This is a genomic window from Rhodanobacter sp. L36, assembly GCF_009765755.1.
Taxonomy (GTDB): Bacteria; Pseudomonadota; Gammaproteobacteria; order Xanthomonadales; family Rhodanobacteraceae; genus Rhodanobacter.
This window is the reverse complement of sequence record NZ_LMUV01000011.1, coordinates 1,004,053-1,020,472: the sequence shown is the minus strand read 5'-3', so window position 1 is coordinate 1,020,472 and position 16,420 is coordinate 1,004,053. Positions and strand designations below refer to the sequence as shown.

At 61.0% G+C, this 16,420-nt stretch carries 14 protein-coding genes and 1 tRNA gene; all 15 read left to right on the top strand.

The window, feature by feature from the left end; genetic code table 11:
- Positions 1-4 precede the first annotated feature (4 nt).
- Positions 5-733, top strand: a complete 729-nt coding sequence (locus GSQ73_RS14255) for an NADH-quinone oxidoreductase subunit C (protein ID WP_158885106.1) — start codon at positions 5-7, stop codon at positions 731-733.
- Between the two features lie 2 nt (positions 734-735).
- Positions 736-1,989: an NADH-quinone oxidoreductase subunit D gene (locus GSQ73_RS14250; protein WP_158885104.1), complete on the top strand. Its 1,254-nt coding sequence runs from the start codon at positions 736-738 to the stop codon at positions 1,987-1,989.
- Positions 1,990-2,010: 21 nt separating this feature from the next.
- Positions 2,011-2,580, top strand: coding sequence for an NADH-quinone oxidoreductase subunit NuoE (gene nuoE / locus GSQ73_RS14245; RefSeq protein WP_158885102.1), 570 nt, complete (start codon positions 2,011-2,013; stop codon positions 2,578-2,580).
- Positions 2,580-3,890, top strand: a complete 1,311-nt coding sequence (gene nuoF / locus GSQ73_RS14240; protein ID WP_158885100.1) for an NADH-quinone oxidoreductase subunit NuoF — start codon at positions 2,580-2,582, stop codon at positions 3,888-3,890. Before nuoE ends, nuoF begins: the two co-directional genes overlap by 1 nt.
- Positions 3,887-6,226: an NADH-quinone oxidoreductase subunit NuoG gene (nuoG, locus tag GSQ73_RS14235; RefSeq protein WP_158885098.1), complete on the top strand. Its 2,340-nt coding sequence runs from the start codon at positions 3,887-3,889 to the stop codon at positions 6,224-6,226. The genes nuoF and nuoG overlap by 4 nt, the downstream gene beginning before the upstream one ends.
- Positions 6,227-6,228: 2 nt before the next feature.
- Positions 6,229-7,281 carry an NADH-quinone oxidoreductase subunit NuoH gene (nuoH, locus tag GSQ73_RS14230; RefSeq protein WP_158885096.1) on the top strand — a complete coding sequence of 351 codons (1,053 nt, stop codon included), beginning with the start codon at positions 6,229-6,231 and terminating at the stop codon, positions 7,279-7,281.
- An 8-nt stretch (positions 7,282-7,289) separates the two neighbouring features.
- A complete protein-coding gene (gene nuoI, locus GSQ73_RS14225) occupies positions 7,290-7,781 on the top strand; it encodes an NADH-quinone oxidoreductase subunit NuoI (protein WP_158885094.1) in 492 nt (163 codons plus the stop codon).
- 8 nt (positions 7,782-7,789) lie between these two features.
- A complete protein-coding gene (locus tag GSQ73_RS14220) occupies positions 7,790-8,449 on the top strand; it encodes an NADH-quinone oxidoreductase subunit J (RefSeq protein ID WP_158885092.1) in 660 nt (219 codons plus the stop codon).
- Positions 8,446-8,751 carry an NADH-quinone oxidoreductase subunit NuoK gene (nuoK, locus tag GSQ73_RS14215; protein ID WP_158885090.1) on the top strand — a complete coding sequence of 102 codons (306 nt, stop codon included), beginning with the start codon at positions 8,446-8,448 and terminating at the stop codon, positions 8,749-8,751. The genes GSQ73_RS14220 and nuoK overlap by 4 nt, the downstream gene beginning before the upstream one ends.
- A 4-nt stretch (positions 8,752-8,755) precedes the next feature.
- Complete coding sequence (gene nuoL, locus GSQ73_RS14210) at positions 8,756-10,882, top strand: NADH-quinone oxidoreductase subunit L (RefSeq protein ID WP_158885088.1); 2,127 nt, start codon at positions 8,756-8,758, stop codon at positions 10,880-10,882.
- Positions 10,883-10,897: 15 nt separating this feature from the next.
- On the top strand, positions 10,898-12,406 hold the full coding sequence (locus tag GSQ73_RS14205; protein ID WP_158885086.1) for an NADH-quinone oxidoreductase subunit M: 1,509 nt from the start codon (positions 10,898-10,900) through the stop codon (positions 12,404-12,406).
- Between the two features lie 12 nt (positions 12,407-12,418).
- Complete coding sequence (nuoN, locus tag GSQ73_RS14200) at positions 12,419-13,873, top strand: NADH-quinone oxidoreductase subunit NuoN (protein ID WP_158885084.1); 1,455 nt, start codon at positions 12,419-12,421, stop codon at positions 13,871-13,873.
- A 69-nt stretch (positions 13,874-13,942) separates the two neighbouring features.
- Positions 13,943-14,019, top strand: a tRNA-Met gene (locus GSQ73_RS14195).
- Between the two features lie 183 nt (positions 14,020-14,202).
- A complete protein-coding gene (rimP, locus tag GSQ73_RS14190) occupies positions 14,203-14,742 on the top strand; it encodes a ribosome maturation factor RimP (protein WP_158885082.1) in 540 nt (179 codons plus the stop codon).
- A 112-nt stretch (positions 14,743-14,854) separates the two neighbouring features.
- Complete coding sequence (gene nusA, locus GSQ73_RS14185; RefSeq protein WP_158885080.1) at positions 14,855-16,360, top strand: transcription termination factor NusA; 1,506 nt, start codon at positions 14,855-14,857, stop codon at positions 16,358-16,360.
- Positions 16,361-16,420: the final 60 nt, after the last annotated feature.

The following is a 16,420-nucleotide window of genomic DNA, read 5'->3' as shown; positions in this document are numbered from 1 at the left end:
TGACATGTCCGATCCACATCCGACCTCGCTGGCCGAGCAACTCGCTGCGCGGTTCGGCGACACGCTCACCATCAGCAAGGTGCGCAACGAGGTCACCGCCGAACTCGCTGCCGCCGACCTGATTGCGGTCGCGACGGCACTGCGCGATGAACCCGCGTTCCGCTTCAGCGAACTGATCGATCTGTGCGGCCTGGATTATCTCGGTTACGGGCAGACCGAATGGGAAACCGATACCGCCGGTGGTGATGGCTTCTCGCGTGGCGTGGAAGGGCAGGCGATGGGCCGCTTCGACTGGGCTGGACGTCCGCGCGACCACAACGAGCCGCGCCGTTTTGCGTCGGTTATCCAACTGCTTTCGATCGAACACAATCGTCGTCTGCGGCTGCGTGTTTTCTGCGCGGATGATTCGCTGCCGGTGGTGCCTTCGCTGACGCTGATCTGGCCGGGCGTGAACTGGTTCGAGCGCGAGACGTTCGATCTCTACGGCATCATTTTCGATGGTCATCCGGACCTGCGCCGCATCCTCACCGACTACGGTTTTGTCGGCCATCCGTTCCGCAAGGATTTCCCGCTCATCGGCAACGTCGAAGTGCGCTACGACCCCGAGCAGAAACGCGTGATCTACGAGCCGGTGTCGATCGAGCCGCGCGTGCTGGTGCCGCGCACGATCCGCAACGACGCAGATCTGGTGCAGGCCAGCGCCGAAGCCGCCGACAAGTGGCGGGAGAATTGAGCATGCAGGAAATCCGCAACTACACGATGAACTTCGGCCCGCAGCATCCGGCTGCGCACGGCGTGCTGCGCCTGGTGATGGAGATGGACGGCGAAACCATCGTCCGCGCCGATCCGCACGTGGGCCTGCTGCATCGTGGCACCGAGAAACTGGCCGAATCGAAACCGTTCAATCAGTCGATCGGCTATATGGACCGCCTCGACTACGTGTCGATGATGTGCAACGAACACGCGTACGTGAAAGCCATCGAGACCCTGCTGGGCATCGAGGCACCCGAGCGCGCGCAGTACATCCGCACGATGTTCGACGAAATCACGCGCATCCTGAATCACCTGATGTGGATCGGCTCCAACGCGCTCGATCTCGGCGCGATGGCGGTGTTCCTCTACGCGTTCCGGGAACGCGAAGAACTGATGGACGTCTATGAGGCCGTATCGGGCGCGCGCATGCACGCCACGTATTACCGTCCCGGCGGCGTGTATCGCGATCTGCCCGATCACATGTCCAAGTATCGTGAGTCGCCCTGGCACAAGGGCAACGACCTCAAGCGCATCAACAGCTGGCGCGAAGGTTCGATGCTGGACTACATCGAGGCGTTCACCAACGATTTTCCGTCGAAGGTGGACGAGTACGAAGACCTGCTGACCAACAACCGCATCTGGAAACAGCGCACCGTCGGCATCGGCGTGATCAGCCCGGAACTGGCCCAGCAGTGGGGCATGACCGGTGCGATGTTGCGCGGTTCGGGCATCGCGTGGGACCTGCGCAAGAAGCAGCCATACGCGAAATATGCCGAGATGGATTTCGATATTCCGGTTGGCGTCAACGGCGACTGCTATGACCGTTACCTGGTGCGTGTCGAAGAGATGCGCCAGTCGAACCGGATCATCCAGCAGTGCGTGAAGTGGTTGAAGGCCAACCCCGGCCCGGTGATGCTGAAAAACTTCAAGGTCTCGCCGCCATCGCGCGAAGAGATGAAGGAAGACATGGAAGCGCTCATCCATCACTTCAAGCTGTTCACCGAAGGCTACTGCGTGCCGGCCGGCGAAACCTACGCCGCGGTCGAGGCGCCGAAGGGCGAATTCGGTTGCTACCTCGTATCGGACGGCGCCAACAAGCCGTTCCGCGTGCATCTGCGCGCGCCGGGCTTTGCCCATCTTTCATCCATGGACACCATCGTGCGCGGCCACATGCTCGCCGACGTGGTGGCCATGATCGGCACTTACGACCTCGTGTTCGGCGAAGTGGATCGCTGAGCCGGCACGACGGAGAAACGCATGAAAGCCACCGGACATTTCGAGCAGGTCAGGAACGTCGATCCGCTCGCCGCACTCAACGATCACACGCGTCAGCATATCGACGCATGGGTCGCCAAATTCCCGCCCGACCGCAAGCGCTCGGCGCTGATTCAGTCGCTCTTCGCGGCGCAGGAACAGAACGGTGGCTTCCTCACCGACGAGCTGATCGCCGCGGTGGCGAAGTATCTCGACCTGCCCACGGTGTGGGCGTACGAGGTCGCCAGTTTCTACTCGATGCTGGAGACCAAGCCGGTCGGCCGCAACAACGTGGCGATCTGCACCAACATCTCTTGCTGGCTCAACGGCGCTGAAGGGCTGGTCAGCCATTGCGAAAAGAAACTCGGCATCAAGCTGGGTGAAAGTACGCCCGACGGTCGCGTGTATCTGAAGCGCGAAGAGGAATGCATTGCCGCCTGCGTCTACGCGCCGGCGATGACGGTGAACGGCCATTATCACGAACATCTCACTACCGAAAAGCTCGACGCGATCCTCGATGGCCTGACCATTGACGGACCCGCGGCGCATGGCCATGCAGAGGGGAATCACTGATGGCCGTCGGACCCGCACCACAGGAACACCAGGTCGTCTACACCACGCTGCATTTCGACAAGCCGTGGGCAATGGACAGCTATGTGCAAATGGACGGCTACAAGGCGTGGAAGAAAATTCTCGCCGAGAAACCAGATCCCGCCACGCTGATCGAGGAAATCAAGAAGAGCAGCCTGCGCGGTCGCGGCGGCGCGGGTTTTCCGACCGGCCTGAAATGGTCGTTCATGCCCAAGGGCACGATGCAGAAATACATCCTCTGCAACTCCGACGAATCGGAGCCCGGCACGGCGAAGGATCGCGACATTCTTCGCTACAACCCGCATGCCGTGATCGAAGGCTTGGCGATCGCCTGCTACTGCACCGGTTCGACCGTGGCTTACAACTACCTGCGTGGCGAATTCCATCACGAGCCGTTCGAGCATCTCGAAGAGGCGCTGAAGGAAGCGTACGCGGCGGGTCTGCTCGGCAAGGACATTCAGGGCACCGGTCTGGACGTAGACATCTACAACGCGCTTGGCGCGGGTGCGTACATCTGCGGCGAAGAAACCGCGTTGATGGAATCGCTCGAAGGCAAGAAGGGCCAGCCGCGATTCAAGCCGCCGTTCCCCGCCAACTTCGGCCTGTACGGCAAGCCGACTACGATCAACAACACCGAGACGTATGCGTCGGTGCCGGCGATCCTGCGCAACGGCGCGGACTGGTTTCTCAATCTGGGCAAGCCGAATAACGGAGGTCCGAAAATCTTTTCGGTGTCCGGCCACGTGGCCAAGCCCGGCAATTTCGAAGTGCGTCTGGGCACGCCCTTCAAGGATTTGCTGGCGATGGCCGGTGGCGTACGCAACGGTCACCAGCTGAAGGCGGTGATTCCCGGCGGCGCGTCGATGAAGGTGCTGCCGGCCGACATCATGATGGACATGACGATGGACTTCGATTCGCTGCAGAAGGCCGGCTCCGGCCTCGGCTCCGGCGCGGTCATCGTGATGGACGAAACCACCTGCATGGTGAAGATGTGCCATCGCATTTCGCGTTTCTATTTCGCCGAATCCTGCGGCCAGTGCACGCCGTGCCGCGAAGGCACGGGCTGGATGTATCGCGTGCTGTCGCGCATCGTGGAAGGCAAGGGCACAACAGACGATCTGCATCGCCTGAAAGCCGTGGCGGGCCAGATCGAAGGCCACACCATCTGCGCATTCGGTGAAGCCGCCGCGTGGCCGGTGCAGGGTTTCCTCGGGCGGTTCTGGAACGAGTTCGAATACTACGTCGAGCATGGTCATTCCATCGTCGACGACAAGCTTGAGGTCGCAGCATGAGTGCGCAGCCTGCCAATAACGCCGCCCCCGATCTGCTGAACATCGAGATCGACGGCAAGCCCACGCAGATCCGCAAGGGCGCGATGATCATCGAGGCGGCCGACGGCGTCGGCATCGCGATCCCGCGTTTCTGCTATCACCGCAAGCTGCCGATCGCTGCCAACTGCCGCATGTGCCTGGTCGATGTGGAGATGGGCGGCAAGCTGATGCCCAAGCCGCAACCTGCGTGTGCGACGCCGGTCGCCGAAGGCATGAAGGTGATGACGCGCAGCGACAAGGCGTTGAAGTTCCAGAAAGACGTGATGGAATTTCTGCTGATCAATCATCCACTCGATTGCCCGATCTGCGACCAGGGTGGCGAGTGCGAATTGCAGGACGTCGCGCTCGGCTACGGCCGCAGCGTGTCGCGCTACACCGAGCGCAAGCGCACCGTGGCCGACGAAAATTTCGGTCCGTTGGTCGCCACCGAAATGACCCGCTGCATTCAGTGCACACGCTGCGTGCGTTTCACCAGCGAGATTGCAGGCACGTACGAATTGGGTGGCATGAGCCGCGGCGAGAACTTGCAGATCGGCACCTATATCGGCAAGACGATCGAAACCGAACTGTCCGGCAACATCATCGATGTGTGCCCGGTCGGCGCGCTGACCAACAAGCCATTCCAGTTCCAGGCACGTGCGTGGGAGCTGATCGCCAAGCCATCGATCGGTTATCACGATGCGCTCGGCTCCAACCTGTGGCTGCACACGCGCCGCGGCGAAGTGCTGCGCACGGTGCCGCGCGACAACGAATCGATCAACGAGTGCTGGCTCTCCGACCGCGATCGCTACAGCCATCAGGGCCTTTACGCCGCCGACCGCATCAGTGCGCCGGAAGTGAAACGCAACGGCCAGTGGCAGGCGACCACTTGGGAAGACGCGTTGAGCGTTGCCGGTGAAGCGCTGCGCAAACTGCCGGGCAACGAACTGGGCGTGCTGGTGCATCCGTCCACTTCGAACGAGGAAGGCGATCTGTTGATGCGGCTGGCTCGCGGCCTGGGCAGCGCACACGTCGATCACCGTCTGCGCCAACTCGACTTTTCCGACAACGCGATCGCTCTTCCATTCGGTTTGCCGGTCGCCGGGTTTGCGCACGTCAGCGCGGCGTTGCTGATCGGCTCCGATCTGCGTCATGAGATGCCGCTACTCAACCATCGCTTGCATCAGGCAGTGAAAAAGGGCGCGAAGGTTTACACCGTTAATCCCGCCCATTTCGATTTCAATTACATGCTGGCTGGCGAATCGATCATTGCGCCACAGGCCATGGTCGACGCACTACTCGCCCTGGCGAAAGCTGCGGTCGACGGCGGCGCATCCGCACCATCTGCATTGGCCGACGCGATCAACGCAGCGCCGAGCGACGATGGAGACAAGGATGCGTTTGCCGCGTTGAAGCAGTCGGCGGAGCAGGGTGGGGCCGTCGTGTTGCTCGGCGAAGCCGCGGTCACGCATCCGCAGGCATCGTGGTTGCGCGCCGTCGCCCGTTTCATCGCCGATGCCACGGGTGCGGCATACAGCGAGTTGTCGGTCGGTGCCAATGCCGTGGGCTTGTCGAAGCTCGGCGTTGTGCCCGGCAACGGCGGACTGGATGCGCAAGCGATGCTCGCGCAGCCGCGCAAAAGTTATCTGTTGTACGGCGTCGAGCCGCCACATGATTTCGCCGATGGAAGTGCCGTGCTCAAGGCGCTGCACGAAGCGGAAAAGGTCGTAGCGTTCAGTGCTTTCGCCAGTCCGGCGCTGCGCGATGTGGCCGATGTGATTCTGCCGATCGCCCTGCTGCCGGAAATCGACGCCACGCTGGTCAACGTGGAAGGCCTTGCGCAAAGTGTTCTCGCCGGTGCGAAAGCGCCGGGTCAGGCGCGTCCGGGTTGGCGCGTGCTGCGTGCACTTGGTGGCGCCATGAAGCTCGCCGGTTTCGAGTTCGATGACATGGCCGGCCTACGCGAGGGCATCAGCGAACGTTCCATTTCGCCGCGCGATGGGCTTGCCACGCGCGCGACATCCACAGGTCTGACGCGTATCGCCACTTGGCCGATCTATCGCGGTGACGCCGTGCTGCGTCGGTCTTCCGCGTTGAACGCGCATCCGCTCAATCGCGCGCCTGCCGTACGTGTGAACGCGGATGAAGCGCAGCGCCAGGGACTTACTGGAAGCGCCAAAGTGCAGACAGGTCAGGTGCAATTGCCGCTGGTGATCGATGCGTCGGTGCCGGACGGCACGGCGTGGATCGAGGCCGCACAGGACTCCACCGCTGCGCTGCCACCGTATGGCGCGCCCATCACGCTGAGCAAGGCATGAGCATGGCTGATCAACTCATCCACCAGGTCTTGTGGCCGATCATCTACATCCTGTGCATCACGGTGCCGCTCATCATCGCCGTGGCGATGTTCGTGTACTGGGAGCGCAAGGTCATCGGCTGGATGCACGTGCGCCTCGGGCCGAACAAGATCGGTCCGTTTGGTCTGCTGCAGGCGTTTGCCGACGTATTCAAGTTGTTGCTGAAGGAAGTAATCCTTCCGACCAACGCGAATCGTTTTCTGTATTACCTCGCGCCGTTGCTGACGTTGATTCCAGCGCTTGCTGCGTGGGCGGTCATTCCCTTCAGCAGCAAGATGGTGCTGTCGAACGCGAACGCCGGCGTGCTGTATCTGCTGGCGATGACCTCGCTGGGTGTGTACGGCATCATCCTCGCCGGCTGGGCCTCGAACTCGCGTTACGCCTTGCTCGGCGCGATGCGCTCGGCGGCGCAGGTCATTTCGTACGAGCTGGCGATGGGCCTTTGCCTGGTGTGCGTACTGGTGCTCGCCGGGTCGCTCAACCTCACCGACATCGTCAACGCGCAGGCCGGGCACAAGGGTTTCTTCGACTGGTTCTGGTTGCCGTTGCTGCCGGTGTTCGTGATCTATTTCATCTCCGGCGTGGCCGAGACGAACCGTGCGCCGTTCGACGTGGCCGAAGGCGAATCGGAAATCGTCGCCGGCTTCCACGTGGAATATTCCGGCTCCGCGTTTGCGATCTTCTTCCTGGCCGAATACGCCAACATGATCCTGGTCAGCTTCCTGGCTTCGATCCTTTTCATGGGCGGCTGGCTGAGTCCGTTGCAGGGATGGATTCATGCCGACGTGTCGCCTTGGGTAAACTGGATCTGGACCGGCGGCTTCATCTGGCTTTTCATCAAGGCCTTCGCGTTCTCCTTCATGTTCCTGTGGTTTCGCGCCACCTTTCCGCGTTATCGCTATGACCAGATCATGCGTCTGGGCTGGAAGGTATTCATCCCCATTGCGATCGTGTGGGTTCTCGTTGCCGGCTGCATGAAGTACTACGGCCTGGTCAGCATCGGTACGGGGGTCTGAAGAATCTCATGTCCAGCGTCACCCGCTATTTCAAGAGTCTTTTGCTGGTCGAACTGTTCCAGGGCATGGCGCTGACCATGCGCTACATGTTCAAGCCGAAGTACACCGTGCGCTATCCGATGGAGCACATTCCGAAGTCGAATCGTTTCCGCGGTCTGCATGCGTTGCGCCGCTATGCGAACGGTGAGGAGCGCTGCATCGCGTGCAAGTTGTGTGAAGCGGTTTGCCCGGCATTGGCAATCACCATCGACTCCGCACCGCGCGCGAGCGACGGCCAGCGCCGCACCACGCGTTACGACATCGACCTGTTCAAGTGCATCTACTGCGGCTTCTGCGAAGAAAGCTGCCCGGTCGATTCGATCGTCGAAACCAGCATCCACGAATATCACTTCGAGCATCGCGGTGAAAACGTGGTGACGAAATCGCAGTTGCTTGCCATCGGCGATCGCTTCGAAAAGCAGATCGCCGCCGACCGCGCACAAGACGCAGCGTACCGCTGAGGGCCATGATGAATCCTCAACTGCTTCAACTCATCTGCTTCTACGCGTTCGGTTTCGTCACCGTGGCAGCCGCGTTGTCGGTAATCACGCTGAAGAACACGGTCCACGCCGTGCTGGCACTCGTGCTCACGTTCTTCAGCGCCGCTTGCCTGTGGATGCTGATCGACGCGGAGTTCCTGGCGCTGGCGCTGATCGTGGTTTACGTCGGCGCGGTGATGGTGCTGTTCCTGTTCGTGGTGATGATGCTCGACATCGATCAGGAGCGACTGCGCGAGGGCTTCGTGAAGTTCCTGCCGGTTGGCCTGATCGTCGCGGCGGCGATGCTCGCCGAAATGCTCGGGCTGATCGGCGTGCGTGCGTTGCATGCGCACGTGATGGGCGCCGACCCGGCGGCAGTGGCCGGCGTGTCGAACACCGAATGGCTCGGCATGGCGTTGTACACCCGCTACTTGCTGCCGTTCGAGGTTGCGGCCTTGATCCTGACCGTGGGCGTGGTGGCTGCTGTGGCGCTGACCTTGCGCCAGCGCGCCGATGCGCGTTACGAAACGGCGGCGCAGCAGGTCAAAGTCAACGCGCGTGATCGCGTGCGCATCGTGAAGATGGACGCCGTACTCGATTACGAAACCAAGGATTCGCCGGACCATTCTTCACAGGGGCCGCAACCATGATCACGCTTTCGCATTACATCGTGCTCGGCGCCGTGCTGTTCTGCATTGCCGTCGCCGGCATGTTCATCAACCGCAAGAACGTGATCGTGCTGCTGATGTCGATCGAGCTGATGCTGCTCGCGGTGAACATGAATTTCGTGGCGTTCTCGCGCTTCCTCGGCGATGTTTCCGGCCAGGTGTTCGTGTTCTTCATTCTTACCGTGGCTGCGGCGGAAGCTGCCATCGGCCTGGCGATCCTGGTGCTGCTGTTCCGCAATCGCAGCACGATCAACATCGCCGACATCGACAGCATGAAGGGCTGATCACATGGGTCTTTCGACAACCATTCTGCTGACGATCGCACTCGCACCGCTGGTCGGCTGCGTGCTGGCCGGTTTTCTCGGCAAGTTTCTCGGCCGCGCCGGTTCGCACAAGGTCACTATCCTCGGCGTCGCGATTTCGTGCGCGCTGTCGTTCTACGTGCTTTACCAGCTCACGCTGGGCGGCGCGGTCGAATACAACCAGAACCTCTACACCTGGTTTCAGGTCGGGCCGTTCAACGCCAGCGTCGGCTTCATGGTCGACCGGCTGACCGCGATGATGCTGGTGGTAGTGAGCTTCGTTTCGCTGCTGGTGCATCTGTACACGATCGGCTACATGAGCGACGACCCGGGCTACAAGCGCTTCTTCGCCTATATCTCGCTGTTCACCTTCTCGATGTTCATGCTGGTGATGAGCAACAACTTCATGCAGCTGTTCTTCGGCTGGGAAGCGGTGGGCCTGGTGTCGTACCTGCTGATCGGCTTCTGGTACAAACGGCCGACGGCGATTTTCGCCAACCTCAAGGCGTTTCTGGTCAATCGCGTGGGCGACTTCGGCTTTCTGCTCGGCATCGCCGGCGTGCTGTATTTCCTCGGCACGCTGGATTACGCCACCGCGTTCGGCGCTGCGCCGGGTCTGGTCGGCAAGACATTGCAGATCACTGCGAACACGCACTGGGATGCGGCCACGGTGATCTGCATCTGCCTGTTCATCGGCGCGATGGGCAAGTCCGCACAGGTGCCGCTGCATGTGTGGCTGCCCGACTCGATGGAAGGCCCGACGCCGATCTCCGCGTTGATCCATGCGGCGACGATGGTGACCGCCGGCATCTTCATGGTGGCGCGCATGTCGCCACTGTTCGAACTGTCGCAGAGCGCGCTCAGCTTCGTGATGGTGATCGGCGCGACCACCGCGCTGTTCACCGGCTTGATCGGCATCGTGCAGAACGACATCAAGCGGGTGATCGCGTACTCGACGCTGTCGCAGCTGGGTTACATGACGGTGGCGCTGGGCGTGTCGGCATACAGCGGTGCGGTGTATCACCTGATGACGCATGCGTTCTTCAAGGCGCTGCTGTTCCTCGGCGCCGGCTCGGTGATCATCGCGATGCATCACGAGCAGGACATGCGTTACATGGGCGGCCTGCGCAAGTACATGCCGATCACCTGGATCACCATGTGGATCGGTTCGCTGGCGCTGTGCGGCGTGCCGTTCTTCTCCGGTTTCTATTCGAAGGATGCGATCATCGAAGCGGTCGGCGAATCGCATCGCTGGGGTTCGCACTACGCGTACTTCTGCGTGATGGCCGGCGCGCTGGTCACCTCGCTGTACACCTTCCGCCAGATGTATCTGACGTTTCATGGCAAGGAACGCTTCACCGTGGTCCACGGTTCGCATGGACACCACGATGATCATGCGGTGGTTCATCACAGCGCGCACGCTGACGCGGCCGAGCCTTCGGCACACGATGCGCCACACGACGATCATCACGGCAGCCACGAGCCCGGCGTGCTGGAACATGCGCCGAAGGAATCGCCGTGGGTCGTGACTTTGCCGCTGATCCTGCTGGCGATTCCGTCGCTGCTGATCGGTTTTTTCACTGTCGGGCCGATGCTGTTCGGTAACTGGTTCGGCAAGGCGATTCATGTGGAGGAGGGCGACAACGTACTGGCTGAGCTGGGTCGTGAATTCCACGGTTCATTCTCGATGGCCTTGCACGGCTTCTCCCTGATCGGGCCGTTCGGCCTGGTGCTGCTGGCCTTCATCATTCAAACCTACATTTATCTGTTCAACCCGGCGATGGCCGGCAAGATCAAGAGCGCATTGAAGCCGTTGTGGACGGTGCTCGATCGCAAATACTGGGTCGACAATATTTATTTCGCGATCTTCGCCCGCGGCGGTGTGGCACTGGGCCGCGGTTTCTGGAAAGTCGGCGAGCAGGGCGCGATCGATGGCGCGATGGTCAACGGTTCGGTCAGCGTCATCCACCGCATCGCTGCCACGGCGCGTCGCCTGCAGTCGGGTTACCTCTATCACTACGCCTTCGCGATGATCCTCGGCCTGATCCTGCTCATGGGTGGCTACTGGATCGTCGACTCGGGGTTCGCGGGTCCCGGCATGGCCGGGCAATAAGGGAAGCAGGCATCTATGTTCACTCACTTGCTAAGCCTGCTGATCTGGCTCCCGGTCATCGGTGCGATTCCTTTACTGCTCGCCGGTAACGCGCGCCCTAACCTTGCACGCTGGCTGTCGATGCTGGTGGCGGTGCTGACTTTCGTCGTCAGCCTGTTCCTGCTGGTGCAATACAACGCCGATGCGGGCGGCATGCAGATCACCGAAAACTATCTGTGGATCGCCTCCTGGGGCGTGCATTACGGCTTGGCGGTGGATGGTATTTCGGTGGCGCTGATCGTGATGACCACCTTCGTTGGCATTCTGGTGGTGGCCGGCGCGTGGCAGGTCATCCAGGATCGGCCGCACCAGTACATGGCCGCGATGCTGATGCTGGAAGGCTTGCTGATCGGCGTGTTCTGCGCGACCGATGCGCTGCTGTTCTATGCGCTGTTCGAGGCGATCCTGATTCCGATGTTCATCCTGATCGGTATCTGGGGTGGTCCGCGTCGGGTTTACGCGACGCTGAAGTTTTTCATCTATACGTTCTTCGGCTCGGTCTTCATGCTGGTCGCGCTGTTGTATCTCTACAACAAGGCCGGCACGTTCGACATGGCGACACTCGCCGCGTTGCCGCTCACGATGAAAGAGCAAACCTGGATCTTCTTCGCGTTCCTCATCGCGTTCGCGATCAAGGTGCCGATGGTTCCGGTGCACACCTGGTTGCCTGACGCGCATGTCGAGGCGCCGACCGGTGGCTCGGTAGTGCTGGCGGCGGTGATGCTGAAGGTCGGCACGTACGGAATGCTGCGTTTCATCCTGCCGATCGTGCCGGATGCGGGCGCGCACTTCGCGTGGCTGGTGATCGTGCTGAGTCTGGTGGCGATCGTCTACATCGGTTACGTCGCGCTGGTGCAGGAGGACATGAAAAAGCTGGTGGCGTATTCGTCAGTGGCGCACATGGGCTTCGTCACGCTCGGCATCTTCATCGCGTTCCTGCTGGTGCGCGATTCTTCGAACACTGCGATGGCCGAACTGGGCATGCAGGGCGCGATGATCCAGATGATTTCGCACGGCTTCATTTCAGGCGCGATGTTTACCTGCATCGGCGTGTTGTACGACCGTATGCACACCCGCCAGATCAAGGACTATGGCGGCGTCATCAACGTGATGCCGTGGTTCGGCTTCTTCTACGTGCTGTTCGCGATGGCGAACTGCGGCTTGCCGGGCACCAGCGGTTTCGTCGGCGAGTTCATGGTGATCCTGGCAAGCTTCAGCGCCAATCCGTGGATCGCGTTGTTCGCCGCGTTCACGCTCATCATCGGCGCGGCTTACACGCTGTGGCTGGTGAAGCGCGTGCTGTGGGGCGAGATCACCAACCATCACGTGGCCGAGATGAAGGAAATCAACGGACGCGAGACGTTCGTGCTGGTGTCGTTCGCCATCGCCGTCATCGCACTCGGCGTCTGGCCGCAACCGCTGGTCCACTTGATGGGCAGCTCGGTGTCGCAGCTGGTTCATCAGCTCGCCGTCCACAAGATCTGATCGGGATACACCATGCCGAATTTGAATGACATCCTGATCATGTTGCCGGAGTTCTTTCTGGTAGCGATGGCGTGCGTCCTGTTGATCACGGACGCTTTCATGAAGGCTGAAGAGCGGCCTTACCTGCACTGGATTTCGATCGCGACTCTAGCGGTAAGCATTTATCTGGTGATCGCCGGCCAGCCGGGGCAGGCGGCGACCGCGTTTGGCGGCATGTTCGTGCGCGACGAAACTGCGGAAATTCTCAAGGTGTTCGCGCTGGTTACGACGGTGCTGGTATTCGTGTATTCACGACCGTACCTGATCGATCGAAAACTGCTGATCGGCGAGTTCTACACGCTGATGATCTTTGCGGTACTCGGCATCATGTTGCTGGTTTCCGCAGGGAACCTGGTGTCGGTGTATCTCGGCCTTGAGTTGCTGTCGCTGTCTTCGTACGCGCTGGTGGCCTTGAATCGCGATGCGGTGCTGCCGTCGGAAGCTGCGATCAAGTATTTCGTGCTGGGTGCGCTGGCATCGGGCATGTTGTTGTACGGCATGTCGATGGTCTATGGCGCATCAGGCATGGGCGGTACGCCGACGCTGGATCTGGCGCAGCTGCATCACGTGATGGGCTACACCAAGGCGCCGACGCTGCTGCTGTTCGGCCTGATCTTCATGATCGTCGGCGTCGGCTTCAAGCTCGGTGCCGCGCCGTTCCACATGTGGATTCCCGATGTCTACCAGGGCGCGCCGACGCCGGTCACGGCGTTCATCGCATCGGGTTCCAAGCTCGCCGCGTTCGGCATGGCGTTCCGGTTGCTCGATGCCGGCATGGGCGATCTGTCGCATCAATGGCAGTTGATGCTCGCGGTGCTGGCGGTCGCATCGCTGGCGATCGGTAATCTCGTCGCGATCGTGCAGACCAATCTCAAGCGCATGCTGGCTTACTCGACCATTTCGCACATGGGCTATCTGCTGCTGGGTCTGTCCGCAGCGAACGCGGAAGGCTATGCCGCGGCGATGTTCTATGCGATCTGCTACGCGCTGATGAGCGTGGCCGCGTTCGGCGTGATGCTGGCGATGGCGCGCGCGGGTTTTGAGTGCGAGGAAATTTCCGACCTGAAAGGCCTCGGCAAGAAATCGCCCTGGATGGCGTTGCTGATGCTGCTGACCTTGTTCTCGCTCGCCGGCGTTCCGCCACTGGTCGGGTTCTGGGCAAAGGCGCTGGTGCTTGAAGCGGCGATCCACGCCCACATGATGTGGCTGGCGATCGTCGGCATCGTGTTCGCGATCATCGGCCTGTACTACTACCTGTACGTGATCAAGGTGATGTATTTCGACCAGCCCGCCGAAGGCAGCGTGCTGCAGTCGAAATCGGATATGTCGATGCGCGTGATGCTCTCGCTCAACGCGCTTGGGTTGCTGGCGCTCGGTCTTTATTGGGGGCCGTTGCTTGGCTGGTGCAGGCACGCTTTCGGCATCTGACGTAAGACGAATATTTGCCGCCGAGGCTTGCAAGAAACCGGCCATCCCGGTACACTCTTCGGACTCTGATGCGGGGTGGAGCAGTCTGGCAGCTCGTCGGGCTCATAACCCGAAGGTCGCAGGTTCGAATCCTGCCCCCGCTACCAGATCTTTCTTTTTTCAAGAAAGCCTCCTAGTGAGGCTTTTTTGTTGGGCGCATGGACGCGTCGCGTGTAGTTGCCAGTCAGCTCGCGTCGGAAAGAGCTGCACGAGGAGGAACATCGGCGTGATAAGGAAATGGGCCGTTGGAGCCCATTTTTTGTTTCTGGCGGTACGAGACAAGCGAATCCATGGATACACAGGCACTGACACAACGCTTCAACGAAGTACTGGCCGATCTGGGCCTCGAATGCATTGGCGTGGAGTTCACCCCGTCACACGGGCAGAGTACCCTGCGTGTTTACGTTGACCTGCTCGACAAGAGTGGAGCGGTCGAAGGCGAACGGCGCGAAATCGGTATCGAGGATTGCGAAACTGCCAGCCGCGAGCTTTCCGCGCTGCTCGACGTCGAGGATCCGGTTCCCGGCCATTACGTGCTGGAAGTGTCCTCGCCGGGTATCGACCGGCCGCTGTTTACCGCCGCACAGTTTGCGAAGGTCAACGGCCAGGAAGTGAAATTGCTGCTGAAGGCGCCGCTCGAAGGGCGTCGTCGCCTGCGAGGTAAGTTGATCTCGGTGGAAGGCGAATATATTTCGCTGGAAGCGGAGGGCAAGACATTCGAATTCGATCACGCGCTGGTGGAAAGTGCGCGCGTGGTGCCGGACTGGGTCGCGCTGGGTTATGCGCCGCAGCCAAAGCGCGGTGGTGGCAAAGCGCCCGCTAAACAATAGGTCGCAAATAAATTGAATAGTGCGGTCATGGATGGCCGCTTCTTCCAGGCGCTAAGGATGAGCGCAAAAGTCAACGTTTTGGACGCCGGTCGGCGCCTGTGGAGTTGCTGCAATGAGCAAAGAGCTTTTGCTGGTCGTTGATGCGGTCGCCAATGAAAAGGGCGTGCCGCGCGAAGTCATTTTCGAAGCGATGGAAGCCGCGCTGGCGTCCGCCGCGAAGAAGCGCTATCCGGACGAAGAGCCGGATATCCGCGTGTCGATCGATACGGACACCGGCGAATACCAAACTTTCCGTCGCTGGGAAGTCATCGCCGACGACGGCGAGATGGAATCGCCGTTCTACCAGCTGCGCCTGATGGATGCGCTGGACGAACGTGACGATGCCCAGCTCGGCGAATACATCGAGCAACAGGTCGAGAACGCCGAATTTGGCCGTATCGCCGCACAGGCCGCCAAGCAGGTAATCGTGCAGCGCGTGCGCGAAGCCGAGCGTCAGCAAGTCGTTGATGCTTTCGCCGATCGCGTTGGCGAACTGGTCACCGGCATCGTCAAGCGCGTCGAGCGCGGCAACATCTACCTTGATCTGGGCAGCAATGCCGAGGCGTTCATTCCGCGCGACAAGACGATTCCCCGCGAATCGGCGCGAGTCGGCGATCGCGTTCGCGGTTACCTCTACGAAGTGAAATCCGAAATCCGCGGACCGCAATTGTTCGTGTCGCGCGCGGCGCCGGAATTCATGATCGAACTGTTCAAGCTCGAAGTGCCGGAAGTCGGCCAGGGCCTGGTCGAGATCAAGGGCTGCGCACGTGATCCAGGTGATCGCGCGAAGATCGCCGTGCTGGCGCACGACAGCCGCACCGATCCGATCGGCGCGTGCATCGGCATGCGCGGTTCGCGCGTGCAGGCCGTGTCCAACGACCTCAACGGCGAGCGCGTCGACATCATCCTGTGGCACGAAAACCAGGCGCAGTTCGTCATCAATGCGATGGCGCCGGCGGAAGTGCAGTCCATCATCATGGATGAGGAAAAACACTCCATGGACATCGCCGTTGCCGAGGACAAGCTGTCCCAGGCGATCGGTCGCGGTGGCCAGAACGTGCGTCTCGCCAGCAAGCTCACCGGCTGGCAGCTCAACGTGATGACGCAGGATCAAGTCACCGCCAAGAGCGAGTCCGAGCAGGAAGCTGCGCGCCAGCTGTTCATGGACAAGCTTGAGGTGGATCAGGAAATCGCGGTCATCCTCGTGCAGGAAGGTTTTTCCAGCGTCGAGGAAATCGCCTACGTGCCCAGCGCCGAACTGCTGGCTGTGGAAGGCTTCGACGAAGACATCGTCGAGGAACTCCGCGCGCGTGCACGCGATGCGCTGCTGACCGAAGCACTGGCGGTGGAAGAAGGCGTCGAGGACCACCATCCCTCGGAAGAACTGCTCGCGCTGCAAGGCATGGACGAGTCCACTGCGTATGCACTGGCCGCGCGTGAAGTGAGCACGGTCGATGACCTCGCTGACTTGGCGGTCGACGATCTCATCGATATCGAAGGCATGGACGAAGTACGCGCTGCGGCGCTGATCATGGCTGCGCGAGCGCCGATGATCGAGCGGCTGGAGAAAGGCGGCTAACCGCCGGCGGCGGCACCCGGAAGGGTGCCAGGAAGGGCTTGAAACAGCCCTTCACCCTGG